Consider the following 17,776-nt stretch of genomic DNA (forward strand, 5'->3'; position numbering starts at 1 on the left):
TCACTCATGGCAGTTGCCTCCGGTGCCTATAAAAAAGCCCTCGAGGGTGGCCAGCAACCCAAGCAGGTGCTGGTCAAGATCGACCGGGTCACGAAAAAATTCGACGAAACGGTAGCCGTGGACGATGTGTCCCTGGAAATCCGCAAGGGTGAGATCTTCGCCCTGCTGGGTGGCTCCGGTTCCGGCAAATCGACCTTGCTGCGGATGCTCGCCGGTTTCGAGCGCCCCACCGAGGGGCGGATTTTCCTCGATGGCGTCGACATCACCGACATGCCGCCCTACGAGCGGCCGATCAACATGATGTTCCAGTCCTATGCGCTGTTCCCGCACATGACCGTGGCGCAGAACATCGCTTTCGGCCTGCAGCAGGACAAGATGCCCAAGGCCGAGATCGACGCCCGCGTGGCCGAGATGCTCAAGCTGGTGCACATGACCCAGTACGCCAAGCGCAAGCCGCACCAGTTGTCCGGTGGCCAGCGCCAGCGGGTGGCCCTGGCCCGTTCCCTGGCCAAGCGCCCCAAGCTGCTGCTGCTCGACGAGCCGATGGGGGCACTGGACAAGAAACTGCGCTCGCAGATGCAACTGGAGCTGGTGGAAATCATCGAGCGCGTTGGCGTGACCTGCGTGATGGTGACCCACGACCAGGAAGAGGCCATGACCATGGCCCAGCGTATCGCCATCATGCACCTGGGCTGGATCGCCCAGATCGGCTCGCCGGTGGACATCTACGAGACCCCCACCAGCCGCCTGGTGTGCGAATTCATCGGTAACGTCAACCTGTTCGAAGGTGACGTGGTCGACGACGCCGAAGGCCACGCGATCATTGCCAGCCCGGAGCTGGAGCGCAAGATCTACGTCGGCCACGGCATCACCACCTCGGTGGAAGACAAGCACATCACCTACGCCCTGCGCCCGGAAAAGCTGCTGGTCACCACCAGCCAGCCGGACTTCGAGCACAACTGGTCGCGCGGCAAGGTGCACGACATCGCCTACCTGGGCGGCCACTCGGTGTTCTACGTGGAGCTGCCGAGCGGCAAGATCGTCCAGTCGTTCGTCGCCAACGCCGAACGCCAGGGCGCACGCCCGACCTGGGGCGACGAAGTGTACGTGTGGTGGGAAGATGACAGCGGCGTGGTACTGCGGTCATGAAACCTCGCAAGCTCAAGCGAGCCATCCAGCGTTTGATTCCGGAGGGGCGGCATGTGGTGATCGGGATTCCGTTCATCTGGCTGTTCCTGTTCTTCATGCTGCCGTTCTTCATCGTGCTGAAGATCAGCTTCGCCGAAGCCGACGTGGCGATCCCGCCGTATACCGAGATCTACACCTACGTCGAAGACAAGATCCAGTTGGTGCTCAACCTGGCCAACTACGGCTTGCTGACCGAAGATGAACTGTACATCTCGGCCTACCTGGGCTCGCTGAAGATGGCCTTCTTCAGCACCCTGCTGTGCCTGCTGATCGGCTACCCGATGGCCTACGCCATCGCCAACGCCAAGAAGGAAACGCAGACGGTTCTGCTGTTGCTGATCATGATGCCGACCTGGACCGCGATCCTGATCCGCGTCTATGCCTGGATGGGCATCCTCAGCAACAACGGGCTGCTCAACGGCTTCCTGATGTGGACCGGGCTGATCGACCAGCCGCTGCAGATCCTCAACACCAACCTGGCGGTGTACATCGGCGTGGTCTATTCGTACCTGCCGTTCATGATCCTGCCGCTGTTCGCCAACCTGGTGAAGCACGACCCAAGCCTGCTTGAGGCCGCATCGGACCTGGGTTCGAGCACCTTCAACAGCTTCTGGAAGATCACTGTGCCGCTGTCGAAGAACGGCATCATCGCCGGCTGCATGCTGGTGTTCATCCCGGTAGTGGGCGAGTTCGTGATTCCTGAACTGCTCGGCGGCCCGGAAACCCTGATGATCGGTAAAGTGCTGTGGCAGGAGTTCTTCAACAACCGTGACTGGCCGGTGGCATCGGCGCTGGCGGTGGTGATGCTGGCGATCCTGATCGTGCCGATCCTGCTGTTCAACCGCAGCCAGGCCAAAGAAATGGAGGGCAGGGCATGAAGCGCTTTGGTTTTTCCAGGCTGATGCTGGTGCTTGGCCTGCTGTTCATCTACCTGCCGATGCTGATCCTGGTGATCTACTCGTTCAACGCCTCGAAGCTGGTGACGGTGTGGGGTGGTTGGTCGGTGAAGTGGTACGTCGGCCTGCTGGACAACACCCAGCTGATGGGTTCGGTGATGCGCTCGCTGGAAATCGCTTGCTACACGGCGGTGGCGGCGGTGGCGCTGGGCACCCTGGCGGCCTTCGTGCTGACTCGGGTCACCCGTTTCAAGGGCCGTACGCTGTTCGGCGGCCTGGTCACCGCGCCACTGGTGATGCCTGAGGTGATTACCGGCCTGTCGCTGCTGCTGCTGTTCGTGGCCATGGCGCAGATGATCGGCTGGCCGCAGGAGCGCGGCATCGTCACCATCTGGATCGCCCACACCACGTTCTGTGCGGCGTATGTGGCGGTGGTGGTGTCGGCGCGCCTGCGCGAGCTGGACCTGTCGATCGAGGAAGCGGCGATGGACCTGGGTGCCAAGCCGTGGAAGGTGTTCTTCCTGATCACCATCCCGATGATCGCGCCATCGCTGGCGGCGGGTGGCATGATGTCGTTCGCCCTGTCGCTGGATGACCTGGTACTGGCCAGCTTCGTGTCGGGCCCGGGTTCGACCACCTTGCCGATGGAAGTGTTCTCGGCGGTGCGCCTGGGCGTGAAGCCCGAAATCAACGCCGTGGCCAGCCTGATCCTGCTGTCGGTGTCGTTGGTCACCTTCTGCGTGTGGTACTTCAGCCGCCAGGCCGAAGAACGCCGCCGTAAGGCGATCCAGCAGGCAATCGAGGAAGGCGCGGCCGCCAACGCCTCGCAACCCCAGGTCAAGCGCCCGGCCCAAGTGCCAGCGTCCGCCTGATTCGCCAGCGCGGCGCATCGCGAGCTCCGCTCGCTCCTACAGGTTTTGTGCAGGCCTGGTAGGAGCGAGCAAAGCTCGCGATGCGCCGCCAGGCGGCGCTCGATCCTCAATGACTGAAACCTCCCCTCCTGCCCCCCGTCAGTGATGTTTATCGAACCCTGATCTACGCTAACAGTCGCATTCCACGAATCATTTGCGCGCAAGCCAGGAGCCTGCATGTCGCTCTCGCGTCCGCTGTTGTTCGTTGGTCTGGGGCTGGCTGTCACGCTCGCGGGCTGTAGCAAGGAAGAAGCGCCCCAGTTGCTGCCGCGGGTTGGGGTGGCGCGGGTCGAATCCACGGACTTCGCCGCCAGGGTCACCCTCACCGGCGACGTGCAGGCGCGGGTGCAAACCGACCTGTCGTTTCGCGTGGGCGGCAAGATCATCTCGCGCAGTGTCGACGTGGGCGACCACGTCAAGGCCAACCAGGTACTGGCCCGGCTCGACCCCAAGGACCTGCAGAACAACGTCGACTCGGCCAAGGCCGAAGTGTTCGCCGCCCAGGCGCGCGTCACCCAGGCCAGCGCCGCCTTCGTCCGCCAGCAGAAGCTATTGCCCAAGGGCTACACCAGCCAAAGCGAGTACGATTCCGCCGAAGCCGCCCTGCGCAGCAACCAGAGCGCGCTCAAGGCCGCCCAGGCGCAGTTGGCCAACGCCAACGAACAACTGAGCTACACCGCGCTGGTGTCCGAGGCCGACGGGGTGATTACCCAGCGCCAGGCCGAAGTGGGCCAGGTGGTGCAGGCGACCATGCCGATCTTCACCCTGGCCCGCGACGGCGAGCGTGACGCGGTGTTCAACGTCTACGAGGCCTTGCTGGTGGCCCCGCCCAGCGACGCAGGCCTCACCGTGAGCCTGCTCGATGACCCCAAGGTCAAGGCCCAGGGCGTGGTGCGCGAAGTTACCCCTACCGTGTCGGCCCAGAGCGGTACGGTGCAGGTCAAGGTTGCCTTGAAGAACGTGCCAGCCGCCATGCGCCTGGGCGCGCCGGTGACCGCGACCGGCAATACCCAGGGCCGGCCGAGCGTCGAGTTGCCTTGGTCGGCGTTGACCAAGGCTTTGAAGGAGCCCGCCGTGTGGGTGGTGGGCGAGGGCGACAAGGTGGAGCTGCGCAAGGTCGAGGTGGGCCGCTACCTCACCGGCAAAGTGGTGATCGCCCAAGGGCTCAAGGGCGACGAAACCGTGGTGGTCACCGGGGGGCAGTTGCTTCACCCCGGCATGCAGGTGGAAAAGGTCGAGGTCAAGGCGCAGGGAGCCGAGCCATGAAACGCATGCTGCTGATGCTCCCGATAAGCCTGCTGCTGGCCGCCTGCGGCAATCATGAGCAGGCCGAAGAGGCGGTGCGCCCCGTGCTGTGGGTGAAGGTTGAGCCCCTGGTGCAGGCGCAGCTGGGCCGCTTCGCTGGCAGCATCCAGGCCCGCTACGAGAGCACCCTGGGCTTTCGCGTGGGTGGGCGCATTGCGCGGCGCTGGCTGGACGTTGGCGCCATGGTCAAGCCGGGCGACACCTTGGCCACGCTGGACCCCACCGACCAACAGAACCAACTGCGCGCCGCCGAAGGCGACCTGGCGCGGGTGCAGGCGCAGTGGATCAACGCCCAGGCCGATGCCCGGCGCCAGCAGCAGCTGTATGACCGTGGGGTGGGCGCCAAGGCCAGCCTGGATATCGCCCAGACCAACCTGAAAACCACCGGTGCGTCGCTGGAGCAGGCGCGTTCATCGCTCAGCCAGGCCCGTGACCAACTCGACTACAGCACCCTGCGCGCCGACCACGCCGCCGTGATCACGGCCTGGCAAGCCGAGGCCGGGCAAACCGTGACTGCCGGCCAAGCGGTGGTGACCCTGGCCCGGCCAGACGTAAAAGAGGCGGTAATCGACTTGCCGATCAACCTGGCCGAGCAGTTGAACCAGAACCTCACCTTCACCGTCGCTTCCCAGCTCGACCCGGCCATCAACACCACGGCCAGCCTGCGCGAGCTGGAGCCGCAAGCCGACGCCACCACGCGCACCCGCCGTGCCCGCCTGACCCTGGCCAGCACCCCTGTGGGCTTCCACCTGGGCACGGCCATCAGCGTGACCCTGAGCTCGGCTGTGACCCCGCGCAGCGAACTGCCGCTGAGTGCCCTGCTCGAACGTGACGGCAAAACCCAGGTGTGGGTGATCGACCCGCAACAGAAAACCGTGGCCACCCGTGACGTGGCCCTGATCAGCCGCACCGACCACAGCATCGTCCTGGCCTCGGGCGTGCAGCCCGGCGAGCGGGTAGTGACGGCGGGGGTCAACAGCCTCAAGCCTGGCCAGAAGGTCGCCTTCGACGAGGATGCGCAATGAAAGGAAGCTTCAACCTCTCCGAATGGGCGCTAAAGCACCAGTCCTTCGTCTGGTACCTGATGTTCGTTGGCCTGCTGATGGGGATTTTCTCGTACTTCAACCTGGGCCGTGAGGAAGACCCGTCGTTCACCATCAAGACCATGGTGATCCAGACCCGCTGGCCCGGCGCGACCCAGGACGAAACCCTGTACCAGGTCACCGACCGCATCGAGAAAAAGCTGGAGGAGCTGGACTCGCTCGACTACGTGAAAAGCTACACCCGCCCCGGCGAGTCCACGGTCTACGTGTACCTGCGCGACACCACCAAGGCCAAGGACATCCCGCAAATCTGGTACCAGGTGCGCAAGAAGATCCAGGACATCCGCGGCCAGTTCCCCGACGGCATCCAGGGCCCGGGCTTCAACGACGAGTTCGGCGATGTCTACGGCTCGATCTATGCCTTCACCGCCGACGGCCTCACCCTGCGGCAGTTGCGCGACTATGTGGAGCAAGCCCGCGCCGAAGTGCGGGAAGTGCCCAATATCGGCAAGATCGAGATGATCGGCACCCAGGACGAGGTGCTTTACCTGAACTTCTCCACCCGCAAGCTGGCGGCCCTAGGCATCGACCAGCGCCAGGTCATGCAGGCGCTGCAGTCGCAGAATGCGGTGACCCCGGCAGGGGTAATCGAGGCCGGCCCCGAGCGCATCTCGGTGCGCACCACCGGCCAGTTCGCCTCGGAAAAGGACCTGCAGGGCGTCAACCTGCGCATCAACGACCGCTTCTTCCGCCTGGCCGATATCGCCGCGATCGAACGCGGCTACACCGACCCACCCTCGCCGATGTTCCGCTACAACGGCCAGGCCGCCATCGGCCTTGCGATCGGCATGAAGGCCGGGGGCAACATCCAGGTGTTCGGCGAAGCGCTCAAGGAAAAGATGAAGCGCGTGACCAACGACTTGCCCGTGGGCGTGGGCGTGCACACCGTGTCTGACCAGGCGGTGGTGGTGGAGAAGGCCGTGGGCGGCTTCACCAGCGCCTTGTTCGAGGCCGTGGTGATCGTGCTGGCGGTGAGTTTCGTCAGCCTCGGCGTGCGCGCCGGGCTGGTGGTGGCGTGTTCGATCCCGCTGGTGCTGGCCATGGTCTTCGTGTTCATGGAATACAGCGGCATCACCATGCAGCGGATTTCCCTGGGCGCGCTGATCATCGCCCTTGGCCTGTTGGTGGATGATGCAATGATCACCGTGGAGGTGATGGTCACACGCCTGGAAATGGGCGAGAGCAAGGAGCAGGCGGCTACCTTTGCCTACACCTCCACGGCCTTCCCGATGCTCACCGGCACCCTGGTCACGGTGGCGGGCTTCGTGCCGATCGGCCTCAATGCCAGCTCGGCGGGCGAATACACCTTTACCCTGTTCGCGGTGATTGCCGTGGCGTTGATGGTGTCGTGGGTGGTGGCGGTGTTCTTCGCCCCGGTGCTGGGCGTGCATATCCTCGACAGCAAGAAGATGAAGGCCCATGACGCCGAGCCTGGGCGCATTGGCCGTGGCTTCGAGCATGGCCTGCTGTGGTGCATGCGCCACCGCTGGCTGACGGTGGTGGGCACCGTGGTGCTGTTCGCCTTGTCGGTGTTCTGCATGCGCTTTGTGCAGAACCAGTTCTTCCCGTCATCGGACCGCCCGGAAATCCTGGTGGACCTGAACCTGCCGCAGAACGCTTCCATCGAAGAAACGCGCAAGGTGGTGGACCGCTTCGAGGCCACCTTCAAGGGCGACCCTGACATCGTCAGCTGGAGTACCTACATCGGCCAGGGCGCGATCCGCTTCTACCTGCCCCTGGACCAGCAACTGCAGAACCCCTATTACGCTCAGTTCGTCATCGTCAGCAAAGGCCTGGAGGAGCGTGGCGGCTTGATCGCGCGGCTGCAGAAGCGCCTGCATGAGGACTTCGTCGGCATCGGCAGCAACGTTCAGTCACTGGAAATGGGCCCGCCAGTGGGCCGGCCGATCCAGTACCGGGTCAGTGGCAAGGACATCGACCAGGTGCGCAAGCACGCCATCGAACTGGCCACCTTGCTCGACCAGAACCGGCACATCGGCGAGATGATCTACGACTGGAACGAGCCAGGAAAGGTGCTGCGCATCGAGATCGCCCAGGACAAGGCGCGCCAGCTGGGCCTGTCGTCCGAGGACGTGGCCAACGTGATGAACAGCATCGTCACCGGCGTGCCGATCACCCAGGTCAACGACAGCATCTACCTGGTCGACGTGGTGGCCCGCGCCGAGGACAGCGAGCGTGGCTCGCCCGATACCCTGCAAAACTTGCAGATTCTCACGCCCAACGGCACCTCGATTCCGCTGCTGTCGTTCGCCACCGTGCGCTACGAGCTGGAGCAGCCGCTGGTGTGGCGCCGTGACCGCAAACCGACCATCACCATCAAGGCCTCGGTCAATGGCGAAATACAGCCCACCGACCTGGTGGCGCAGCTGAAACCGAAAATCGACGAATTCGCCAGCAAGCTGCCGCTGGGCTATGAAGTGGCCACCGGGGGCACGGTGGAGGAGAGCGGCAAGGCCCAGGGCCCGATTGCTGCGGTGATTCCGCTGATGCTGTTCCTGATGGCGACCTTCCTGATGATCCAGCTGCACAGCGTGCAGAAGCTGTTCCTGGTGGTCAGCGTGGCGCCGCTGGGGCTGATTGGCGTGGTGCTGGCGCTGGTGCCCACGGGCACGCCGATGGGCTTTGTGGCGATTCTGGGCATTCTGGCGCTGGCGGGCATCATCATTCGCAACTCGGTGATCCTGGTGACCCAGATCGACGAATTCGAGGCCCAGGGCCTGTCGCCATGGGACGCGGTGGTGGAGGCCACCAACCACCGGCGCCGGCCGATTCTGTTGACCGCGGCGGCGGCGAGCCTGGGCATGATCCCGATTGCCCGCGAGGTGTTCTGGGGGCCCATGGCCTACGCGATGATCGGCGGGATCATCGTGGCGACCCTGCTGACATTGCTGTTCCTGCCGGCGCTGTATGTGGCCTGGTACAAGATTCGCGAGCCCCAACACTGAACCCTTGTAGGAGCGGGCTTGCCCCGCGAACACCGGCACAGCCGGTGCCAGGCAATGCAGAACTTGGCACCGGCTTTGCCGGTGTTCGCGGGGCAAGCCCGCTCCTACAAAGGCCGTGGGTCATTTCTGAAAAATGGTTATATAAACATTCTTAAACAGTATTTTTAAGAATATCTCCGCCTCACTACTATTGCCCTCAAGCCAGGCGCAAACCCCCTTCAAACCTCAGCCCGGCACCCTCACTCCAAGGAGAACGAGCATGAGTGCATCGCTGCGTAGCATCGACGGTCAGGACGAAGCCACCATTTTGCGTGAAATCCAGAGCGCCCTGCGCGACCTGCGTTTCGGTGCGGTGGAAATCACCGTGCACAACGCCCAGGTCGTACAGATCGAGCGCAAGGAGAAGTTCCGCCTGCAGCAGCCCGGCAACAAGCCCAGCTGATTCGCGCCTCACCCTTCAAAACTAGAAAAATGCCAATCGGGAGCTTCACCATGTCCATCCGCCGTTATGCGCTCGCCGCCCTGGCCAGTGCTGTTTTTGCCGGTTCCGCCATCGCCAAGGACTACGAACTGCTGAACGTGTCCTACGACCCGACCCGTGAGCTGTACCAGCAGTACAACGCCGAATTCATCAAGCACTGGCAACAGGCCCACCCGGGCGACAAGGTGAAGATCCAGCAATCCCACGGTGGCTCGGGCAAGCAGGGCCGTGCGGTGATCGACGGCCTGCGCGCCGACGTGGTGACCCTTGCCCTGGCCGGCGACATCGACGAAATCGCCAAGCTCGGCAAGACCTTGCCAGAAAACTGGCAGACCCGCCTGCCCGACGCCAGCACCCCGTACACCTCGACCATCGTGTTCCTGGTGCGCAAGGGCAACCCGAAAGGCATCAAGGACTGGGGCGACCTGGTCAAGAAAGACGTCTCGGTCATCACCCCCAACCCGAAAACCTCCGGTGGCGCCCGCTGGAACTTCCTCGCGGCATGGGCCTATGGCCTGAAGACCGGCGGCAGCGAAGCCAAGGCCAAGGAATACGTGCAGGAGCTGTTCAAGCATGTACCCGTGCTGGACACCGGTGCCCGCGGCTCGACCATCACCTTCGTCAACAACGGCCAGGGCGACGTGCTGCTGGCCTGGGAAAACGAAGCCTTCCTGGCGCTGAAGGAAGACGGCGGCGCCGACAAGTTCGACATCGTCGTCCCATCGCTGTCGATCCTCGCCGAGCCGCCAGTGGCCGTGGTCGACAAGAATGCCGAGAAGAAGGGCAACACCGAAATCGCCACCGAGTACCTCAAGCACCTGTACAGCCCGGCCGGCCAGAAGATTGCCGCCGAGAACTTCTACCGCCCGCGTGACGAGAAAGTGGCGGCCGAATTCGGCAAGCAGTTCCCGAAATTGGACCTGGTGACCATCGACAAGGACTTCGGTGGCTGGAAAACTGCACAACCGAAGTTCTTCAATGATGGCGGTGTGTTCGACCAGATTTACCAGGCGCAGTAAGGCCAGGGAAAGCGGGGCCGCAACGCGGCCCATCGCAGGCAAGCCAGCTCCTACAGGATGATCACAGGCCCACGGGCGGCGCGATTTCTGTAGGAGCTGGCTTGCCTGCGATGGGCTGCAGAGCAGCCCCCCAGGATTCAAAAGCCTGCACCGCCCCCCGGATCATTACCAGGCCAGGTGCATTCAACCAGGGATATTTATGTCACGTCGCATTTCCCCCGTCATACCCGGCTTCGGGCTGACGCTGGGCTACACCTTGGTGTACCTCAGCCTGATCGTGCTGATACCGCTGGCGGCCATGTTCGTCCATGCCTCGCAGCTGACCTTCGAGCAGTTCTGGAACATCATCAGTGCGCCACGGGTGATCGCCGCGCTCAAGCTGAGTTTCGGCACCGCCTTGTTCGCCGCCATCATCAACGGTGTAATCGGCACCCTGCTGGCCTGGGTGCTGGTGCGCTACACCTTCCCTGGGCGCAAGATCATCGATGCGATGATCGACCTGCCGTTCGCCCTGCCCACTGCCGTTGCCGGTATCGCCCTGACTGCCCTCTACGCGCCCTCGGGCTGGGTTGGCCAGTTCGCCACCGACCTGGGTTTCAAGATCGCCTACACCCCGCTGGGCATCACCCTGGCACTGACCTTCGTCACCCTGCCGTTCGTGGTGCGCACGGTGCAGCCGGTACTTGCCGACATCCCGCGTGAAGTGGAAGAGGCTGCCGCCTGCCTGGGGGCCAAGCCGTTGCAGGTGTTCCGCCACATCCTGGCGCCGGCCCTGCTGCCTGCCTGGCTCACCGGCTTCGCCCTGGCCTTCGCCAGGGGCGTGGGTGAGTACGGTTCGGTGATCTTCATCGCCGGCAACATGCCGATGAAAACCGAGATCCTGCCGCTGCTGATCATGGTCAAGCTCGACCAGTACGACTACACCGGCGCGACCGCCATCGGCGTGCTGATGCTGGTGGTTTCCTTCATCCTGCTGCTGCTGATAAACCTGCTGCAGCGCCGCATCGAAACCCCTTGAAGGAGGCCGCATGTCCAGTTCTAACCTGAGTGCAAGCGCCACCGCCAACGCCGCCAGGCGTGGCAGCGCCACTTCGCGGCGCATCCTGATCGGCCTTGGTTGGCTGGTGTTCGCGCTGTTCCTGCTGCTGCCGCTGGTGATCGTGGTGTCCCAGGCACTGAAGAACGGCTTTGGCACCTTCTTCGAGGCGATTTTCGAACCCGACGCCCTGTCGGCATTGAAGCTGACCCTGCTCGCCGTGGTCATTTCGGTGCCACTGAACCTGGTGTTCGGCGTCAGCGCCGCCTGGTGCGTGAGCAAGTACAGCTTCCGCGGCAAGAGCATCCTGGTGACCCTGATCGACCTGCCGTTCTCGGTGTCGCCGGTCATCGCCGGCCTGGTCTACGTGCTGATGTTCGGCGCGCAAGGCTTTTTCGGCCCGTGGCTGCAGGACCACGACATCCAGATCGTGTTCGCACTGCCGGGCATCGTCCTGGCGACCATCTTCGTCACCGTGCCATTCGTTGCCCGTGAGCTGATCCCGCTGATGCAGGAGCAGGGCACGCAGGAAGAGGAGGCCGCACGCCTGCTCGGCGCCAATGGCTGGCAGATGTTCTGGCACGTGACCTTGCCGAACATCAAGTGGGGCCTGATCTACGGCGTGGTGCTGTGTACCGCGCGGGCCATGGGCGAATTCGGCGCGGTGTCGGTGGTGTCTGGCCATATTCGCGGCGTCACCAACACCTTGCCGCTGCACGTGGAGATCCTCTACAACGAGTACAACCACGTCGCGGCCTTCAGCGTGGCCAGCCTGTTGCTGATCCTGGCGCTCTTCATCCTGCTGCTCAAGCAGTGGAGCGAGAACCGTATTAACCGCCTGCGCCACAGCGCCGCGGAGGAATGATTCATGTCGATCGAAGTTCGTAACGTCAGCAAGCGCTTCAACAGCTTCCAGGCCTTGAACACCATCAACCTGGACATCAACAGCGGCGAGCTGGTGGCCCTGCTCGGCCCGTCCGGCTGTGGCAAGACTACCCTGCTGCGCATCATCGCCGGCCTGGAAACCCCGGACCAAGGCAATATCGTGTTCCACGGCGAGGATGTGTCGGGCCATGACGTGCGTGATCGCAACGTCGGCTTCGTGTTCCAGCACTATGCCCTGTTCCGCCACATGAGCGTGTTCGACAACGTCGCCTTCGGCCTGCGCATGAAGCCCAAGGGCGAGCGCCCAAGCGAGAGCAAGATCGCCGAGAAGGTGCATGAGCTGCTGAACATGGTGCAGCTCGACTGGTTGTCCGACCGCTACCCCGAACAGCTTTCCGGTGGCCAGCGCCAGCGTATCGCCCTGGCCCGCGCCCTGGCGGTGGAGCCCAAGGTGCTGCTGCTCGACGAGCCGTTCGGCGCGCTGGATGCCAAGGTGCGCAAGGAGCTGCGCCGTTGGCTGGCGCGGCTGCACGAGGACATCAACCTGACCTCGGTGTTCGTCACCCACGACCAGGAAGAAGCCATGGAAGTGGCCGACCGCATCGTGGTGATGAACAAGGGCGTGATCGAGCAGATCGGCTCGCCGGGTGAGGTGTACGAGCAGCCGGCCAACGATTTCGTCTACCACTTCCTCGGCGACTCCAACCGCCTGGCCGTGAGCGAAGGGCACCATGTGCTGTTCCGCCCGCACGAGGTGTCGCTGTCGCGGCATGAAACCGAAGGCCACCATGCTGCCGAAGTGCGCGATATCCGCCCCCTGGGCGCGACCACGCGGGTGACCTTGAAAGTGGAAGGCCAGAGCGAGCTGATCGAGGCCGAGGTGGTCAAGGACCACGACAGCCTGACCGGGTTGGCCCGGGGCGAGACGTTGTTCTTCCGGCCGAAGGTGTGGCAGAAGGTGGCGGATATCTAATTCGCCGCCAAGCATGAAAAGCCCGGGCCTGGTCCCGGGTTTTTTTTGCCCCATCCCCTAGTGCGCATACCCCGGTAGGAGCGAGCACAGCTCGCGATCGAGGGCGCAGCCCTCGTGACAATCCCATGCCTTGCACGAATATTTAATATGCCGCCAAGGCATCACACTCAAGCCCCCTCCCTGAACCCCGCGAATCCCGCGGCCTAGAGCATCTCCCGTAAAACGCATATTCCAAAAAACGCTAACTTTAATTTTAAACATTACTTCTAGAGATAAGCCCCTGGCCGCGATGATTCAGCCACACACCTGAATCAAGAACCCCAGGAGTTTGATCAATGGGAAATGTCCAGTCGGCCGTCAGGGCCTACGACCAGCCATGGCGCCCGGCCCCGGGTGACTTGGTCGAGCTTGGCCGGACGCTTCGCCTGCCACTGGGCCAGCTGCGCCTGCAACGCACCCCGGTCAGCGGCCTCAAGCGCCGCGACAAGCTGGCCCTGGGCCTGCTGGTGCTGGCGCTGCATGGCGCCGCTGCGTACTGGATCAGCCAGGCGCCAACGCCCGAGCTGCCCGTGGTACCGCCACAGATTCCGCCCATGACCATCGAGTTCGCCGCGCCTGCGCCGCCGGTGGTCGAGCCGCCACCGCCAGCCCCGGCACCACCCGTGGTCGAGCCACCGCCGCCGGTGGTCGATGAGCTGGCGGCCAAGCCAAAACCCAAGCCCAAGCCAGTGCCAAAGCCTGTGGTCAAGCAGCCGCCCAAGCCGCAGCCCAAACCCATTGAAGCGCCACCGCCTGCGCCTGCGCCAGTCGCTGCCCCGGCCCCACCTGCGCCACCTGCGCCAGCCCCGATAACCCCGGCTTCGGCCAACGCCGCGTACCTGAAGAACCCGGCGCCGGAGTACCCGCAGCTGGCCCAGCGCCGCGGCTGGGAAGGCACCGTGCTGTTGCGTGTGGAAGTGCTGCCCAGCGGCAAGCCCGGGCAGATCCAGATCCAGAAAAGCAGTGGCCGTGATGCCCTCGACGCCGCCGCGCTGGCCGCGGTCAAGCGCTGGAGCTTCGTCCCCGCCAAGCAGGGCGACGTGGCCCTGGCCGGCTGGGTCAGCGTGCCGATCGATTTCAAGCTTCGCTAACTTTTTCGCAGAACACAGGAAGACACTCTCATGAGCCTGCTGGCATCCCCCCTCGAATCCGTTGAAAGCGCAGTCATCTGGCTGCTGGTCGGTTTTTCCGTTGCCACCTGGGGCTTGGCCCTGGTCAAGGTTGCCCAGTTCGTGCGGCTGAAGAACCAGGACAAACGCTTCCACCAGCAGTTCTGGGCCGCATCGAGCCTGGACTCGGCCGCCGAGCTCAGCCATGCACTGCCTGGCCCGGCCGCCCGCGTTGCGCAGTCCGGTTATGCCGCCATCGCCGTGGGCGACACCCAGGCCAACGACCTGAGCCACGCCATCAACCATCAGGACCGCCTGGAACGTGCCCTGCGCCAGCAGATCGTGCGTGAACGCCGCTCGCTGGAAACGGGCCTGGCGGTGGTCGCCAGTATCGGCAGCACCTCGCCCTTCATCGGCCTGTTCGGCACCGTGTGGGGCATCATGGAAGCGCTCAAGGGGATCAGCGCGGCCGGTTCCGCCAGCCTGGAAACCGTGGCGGGCCCAATTGGTGCGGCGCTGGTGGCCACTGGCGTGGGTATCGCCGTCGCGGTGCCGGCGGTGCTGGTCTACAACTACTTCCTGCGCCGCCTCAAGCTGACAGCGGCCGACCTCGACGACTTCGCCCACGACTTCTACAGCCTGGCGCAGAAGAGTGCCTTCCGCGTGCTGGTGCACCCTGCCGTGCAGAAGGCCCAGGCCGGTTTCACCCAGCCGGTGAAGGAGGCGTCCTGACATGGCCTTTTCGACCCAGGACAGCGACGAAGTCCTCAGTGAAATCAACGTCACCCCGCTGGTGGACGTCATGCTGGTGCTGCTGGTGGTGTTCATCGTCACCGCGCCGCTGCTGACCAACGCCATCCCGATCAACCTGCCCAAGACCGAGGCCGTGGCCCCGGTGGAGCAGAAAGACCCACTGGTGGTGAGCATCGACGGCCAGGGCAAGCTGTTCATCAACAAGGACGAGATTCAACCCGACCTGCTGGAAACCAACCTCAAGGCGGCCAAGGACAAGGATGCCGAGGTACGGGTGCAGTTGCAGGCCGACGACGGTGTGAATTACGGCGAAGTGGCGCGGGCCATGGCCGCGATCGAACGTGCCGGAATCAGCAAGCTGGCGGTGATTACCGCGCGCTGATTGGCAAGACTCTCGCAAGTGCGTTAGGGCCATATCTCTTGACAGGGGTTGGCCTTTTTTTTTTGCGACCGGGCGCCTGCGGCGCATCGCGAGCTGCGCTCGCTCCTACCAGGGCGGCGGCAGTGGTGGACATACAGTAAAACCTTTTTGGTTATTAATAAATAGCTTCTTATTCCTTTACGAATATAACCCTCTCCTTATACTGGTCTCCAAGCACGCAAACTACCGGAGGCGTTCCCATGCGCAATGAGTCGATTCGTTACCTGATTGTGCCGGGCTGGCAAGGATCGCCAGACAACCATTGGCAGAGCCACTGGCAGCGCACCTTGCCCAACAGCGCCCGGGTCGAGCAGCACGACTGGCTGACCCCGCAGCGCCGTGACTGGGTGCAGGCGCTGGAGCAGGCCATTGCCGCCGAGCGCACACCGGTGATCTTGATTGCCCACAGCCTGGGTTGCATCACGGTCGCCCACTGGGCAGCACAGGCCAGCCCAGCATTGTTGCGCCGCGTGCGCGGCGCCTTGCTGGTAGCCCCGGCCGACGTCGAACGCCCCACCTGCGCACCGGCGCTGCGCAATTTCGCACCGATCCCGGCACAGCCCCTGCCGTTCCCAAGCCAGGTGGTCAGCTCTGACAATGACCCGGCGGTGAGCGTGCCGCGGGCGCTGTACCTGGCCCAGGCCTGGGGGGCGGAGCCAGGGCTGCTGAGCAATGCCGGGCACATCAACGTCAAGTCCGGGCACGAGCGTTGGGAACAAGGCTTCGCCTACCTGTACCGCCTGCAAAGCCGGGTTGAGCAGCGCGCCTTGCGCCGCGCCTGATCGGCCCCGACCGTTTACCGTTTGCCTGACGCCCGGCCCTGATGGCCTGGGGCGGGAGTGAGTCATGACTTTTCAAAACCCATTTGGCCAGCCGCTGCTGACCTTCCCTGAGCTGGACAAGAGCCCCCTGAGCATCCGCGCCAAGGCGCTGGTGTTCATCGACCCGCGTTCGCAGCAGCTGCGCCAGGCCCTGGAGCGCCTCGCACCGCAACCGCTGCCGGTGTTGATCCGTGGCGAGACCGGCACCGGCAAGGAGTTGCTGGCGCGGCAGATCCACCGTGCCAGCGACCGCCCTGGCCTGTTCGTTTCGGTGAACTGTGCGGCCATCAGCCCGACCTATGCCGATGCCGAGCTGTTCGGCTACAGCGCCGGCAGCCAGGGTGGCACGGCCAGCAGCCGGGCGGGCTGGTTCGGCTCGGCCAATGGCGGCACCTTGTACCTAGACGAGATCGCCGACCTGCCGCTGGCCATCCAGGGCAAGCTGCTGGCGGCCCTGGAAAACCGCGAGGTGACCCGGGTTGGCGCGCAGCAGCCGCAGCCTGTGGATGTGCGCCTGGTCGCCGCCACCAGCATCGACCTGGCGCGGGTGGTGAAGGCTGGGCGCTTCAACGAACGCCTTTACCAGTACCTGCGCGAGGGCGCGCTGGAGCTGCCGCCATTGCGCGAGCGGCCTGGCGATATCCTGCCGCTGGCCGAGTACTTCGTCGGCATCTACAGCGTGCGCCTGCAGCGCCCGGTGCCGCTGGTGAGCGAGGCCGCGCAGCAGGCGCTGGAAGCGCATGCCTGGCCGGGTAACACCCGGGAGCTGGAGAACGTCATCCACTTCGCCTTGTTGGTGAACGATGACCAGGAGTTGCAGCCGCAAGACCTCGATTTGCCCAACCCCTCGCGCTAGAGGGGCCTAATAAGCAAAGTAGGTGGTGGCAGTTTGTTTTTGGAATAAGCAGCTAATTAAAAGATATTGTTACGGAATAAAAAATACCGGTATCGTCCGCTCCATGCCCGCCGATGAAACGGTTGGGCACCCGACTTCGCCATCTGCGATGGCCCAGAAACAGAACAAGGAACACCATGAAAAAGACCCTGCTGACCACTGCCCTGGCCGCTGCCCTGTCGTTCGCTGGCCTGGCGTCCGCCGCCGAGAAACTGGTGGTAGCCGCCACCCCGGTGCCACACGCCGAAATCCTCGAACTGATCAAGCCGACCTTGGCCAAAGAAGGCGTGGACCTGCAGATCAAGGTGTTCACCGACTACGTGCAGCCCAACGTGCAGGTTGACCAGAAGCGCCTGGATGCCAACTACTTCCAGACCCTGCCGTACCTGCAAAGCTTCAACGAAGGCAAGGGCACCCACCTGGAAACGGTGATCGGCGTGCACGTCGAACCGTTCGGTGGCTACTCGAAGAAGGTCAAGAGCCTGAGCGAACTGAAGGACGGCGCCACCGTCGCCATCCCGAACGAAGGCAGCAACAGTGGCCGTGCGCTGATCCTGCTGCAGAAAGCCGGCCTGATTACCCTGAAAGACCCGAAAAACGCCCTGGCCACGCCGAAAGACATCGCCGAGAACCCGAAGAAGCTCAAGTTCCGCGAGCTGGAATCGGCCATGCTGCCGCGCGTGCTGGACCAGGTCGACCTGGACATGATCAACACCAACTACGCCCTGGAAGCTGGCCTGAACCCAGCCAAGGATGCCCTGGTGATCGAGGGTGCCGACTCGCCCTACGTGAACTTCCTGGTGGCACGCCCGGACAACAAGAACAGCGAGGCCATCCAGAAGCTGGCCAAGGCGCTGACCAGCCCGGAGGTGAAGGCATTCATCGCCAAGAAATACCAGGGTGCGGTGCTGCCTGCGTTCTGATGGTTTGACTGTGTCGTGAAAACGCCGGCGCCTATGCGCCGGCGTTTCTGTT

16 protein-coding genes and 2 pseudogenes are annotated in these 17,776 nt (G+C 63.8%); all 18 read left to right on the top strand.

The window, feature by feature from the left end; genetic code table 11:
• Positions 1 to 6: 6 nt before the first annotated feature.
• The 18 genes and pseudogenes from potA (at position 7) to F3J45_RS20185 (ending at position 17,724) form a co-directional block, all read left to right on the top strand.
• Positions 7 to 1,149 carry a polyamine ABC transporter ATP-binding protein gene (gene potA, locus F3J45_RS20105; protein WP_167066771.1) on the top strand — a complete coding sequence of 381 codons (1,143 nt, stop codon included), beginning with the start codon at positions 7 to 9 and terminating at the stop codon, positions 1,147 to 1,149.
• Positions 1,146 to 2,066, top strand: coding sequence for an ABC transporter permease subunit (locus tag F3J45_RS20110; RefSeq protein WP_167066774.1), 921 nt, complete (start codon positions 1,146 to 1,148; stop codon positions 2,064 to 2,066). Before potA ends, F3J45_RS20110 begins: the two co-directional genes overlap by 4 nt.
• Positions 2,063 to 2,807 (top strand): annotated as a pseudogene (locus F3J45_RS20115) (ABC transporter permease subunit); the annotation flags it as partial. The gene F3J45_RS20110 and the pseudogene F3J45_RS20115, both read left to right, overlap by 4 nt.
• 365 nt (positions 2,808 to 3,172) lie before the next feature.
• Positions 3,173 to 4,261: an efflux RND transporter periplasmic adaptor subunit gene (locus tag F3J45_RS20120; protein ID WP_167066780.1), complete on the top strand. Its 1,089-nt coding sequence runs from the start codon at positions 3,173 to 3,175 to the stop codon at positions 4,259 to 4,261.
• Positions 4,258 to 5,325, top strand: coding sequence for an efflux RND transporter periplasmic adaptor subunit (locus F3J45_RS20125; protein WP_167066783.1), 1,068 nt, complete (start codon positions 4,258 to 4,260; stop codon positions 5,323 to 5,325). The genes F3J45_RS20120 and F3J45_RS20125 overlap by 4 nt, the downstream gene beginning before the upstream one ends.
• On the top strand, positions 5,322 to 8,369 hold the full coding sequence (locus tag F3J45_RS20130) for an efflux RND transporter permease subunit (protein ID WP_167066786.1): 3,048 nt from the start codon (positions 5,322 to 5,324) through the stop codon (positions 8,367 to 8,369). Before F3J45_RS20125 ends, F3J45_RS20130 begins: the two co-directional genes overlap by 4 nt.
• Before the next feature lie 259 nt (positions 8,370 to 8,628).
• Positions 8,629 to 8,811: a sulfur starvation response protein OscA gene (oscA, locus tag F3J45_RS20135; protein WP_012274726.1), complete on the top strand. Its 183-nt coding sequence runs from the start codon at positions 8,629 to 8,631 to the stop codon at positions 8,809 to 8,811.
• Between the two features lie 56 nt (positions 8,812 to 8,867).
• Complete coding sequence (locus F3J45_RS20140; RefSeq protein WP_370526433.1) at positions 8,868 to 9,869, top strand: sulfate ABC transporter substrate-binding protein; 1,002 nt, start codon at positions 8,868 to 8,870, stop codon at positions 9,867 to 9,869.
• Positions 9,870 to 10,068: 199 nt separating this feature from the next.
• Positions 10,069 to 10,887, top strand: a complete 819-nt coding sequence (cysT, locus tag F3J45_RS20145; protein ID WP_167066792.1) for a sulfate ABC transporter permease subunit CysT — start codon at positions 10,069 to 10,071, stop codon at positions 10,885 to 10,887.
• 10 nt (positions 10,888 to 10,897) lie between these two features.
• Positions 10,898 to 11,770: a sulfate ABC transporter permease subunit CysW gene (gene cysW / locus F3J45_RS20150; protein WP_167066795.1), complete on the top strand. Its 873-nt coding sequence runs from the start codon at positions 10,898 to 10,900 to the stop codon at positions 11,768 to 11,770.
• Positions 11,771 to 11,773: 3 nt separating this feature from the next.
• A pseudogene (locus F3J45_RS20155) lies at positions 11,774 to 12,505 on the top strand (sulfate/molybdate ABC transporter ATP-binding protein); the annotation flags it as partial.
• 39 nt (positions 12,506 to 12,544) lie between these two features.
• On the top strand, positions 12,545 to 12,763 hold the full coding sequence (locus tag F3J45_RS30555) for a TOBE-like domain-containing protein (RefSeq protein ID WP_370526434.1): 219 nt from the start codon (positions 12,545 to 12,547) through the stop codon (positions 12,761 to 12,763).
• 335 nt (positions 12,764 to 13,098) lie between these two features.
• Positions 13,099 to 13,893, top strand: coding sequence for an energy transducer TonB (locus F3J45_RS20160; RefSeq protein WP_167066801.1), 795 nt, complete (start codon positions 13,099 to 13,101; stop codon positions 13,891 to 13,893).
• A gap of 30 nt (positions 13,894 to 13,923) precedes the next feature.
• Positions 13,924 to 14,643 (top strand): MotA/TolQ/ExbB proton channel family protein, encoded by a 720-nt coding sequence (locus F3J45_RS20165; RefSeq protein WP_167066806.1) that lies wholly within the window; start codon positions 13,924 to 13,926, stop codon positions 14,641 to 14,643.
• 1 nt (position 14,644) lies between these two features.
• The gene (locus F3J45_RS20170) at positions 14,645 to 15,046 is read left to right on the top strand and encodes a biopolymer transporter ExbD (RefSeq protein ID WP_167066809.1); all 402 of its coding nucleotides are present in this window, start codon (positions 14,645 to 14,647) and stop codon (positions 15,044 to 15,046) included.
• A gap of 239 nt (positions 15,047 to 15,285) precedes the next feature.
• A complete protein-coding gene (locus F3J45_RS20175; protein WP_167066812.1) occupies positions 15,286 to 15,867 on the top strand; it encodes an alpha/beta hydrolase in 582 nt (193 codons plus the stop codon).
• Positions 15,868 to 15,931: 64 nt separating this feature from the next.
• Complete coding sequence (locus F3J45_RS20180) at positions 15,932 to 16,762, top strand: sigma 54-interacting transcriptional regulator (protein WP_167066815.1); 831 nt, start codon at positions 15,932 to 15,934, stop codon at positions 16,760 to 16,762.
• 176 nt (positions 16,763 to 16,938) lie between these two features.
• Entirely contained in the window at positions 16,939 to 17,724 is a 786-nt protein-coding gene (locus tag F3J45_RS20185) for a MetQ/NlpA family ABC transporter substrate-binding protein (RefSeq protein ID WP_167066817.1), read from the top strand.
• Positions 17,725 to 17,776: the final 52 nt, after the last annotated feature.

Origin of the sequence: Pantoea sp. Ap-967, assembly GCF_011752565.1 — a bacterium.
Classification (GTDB): domain Bacteria; phylum Pseudomonadota; class Gammaproteobacteria; order Pseudomonadales; family Pseudomonadaceae; genus Aquipseudomonas.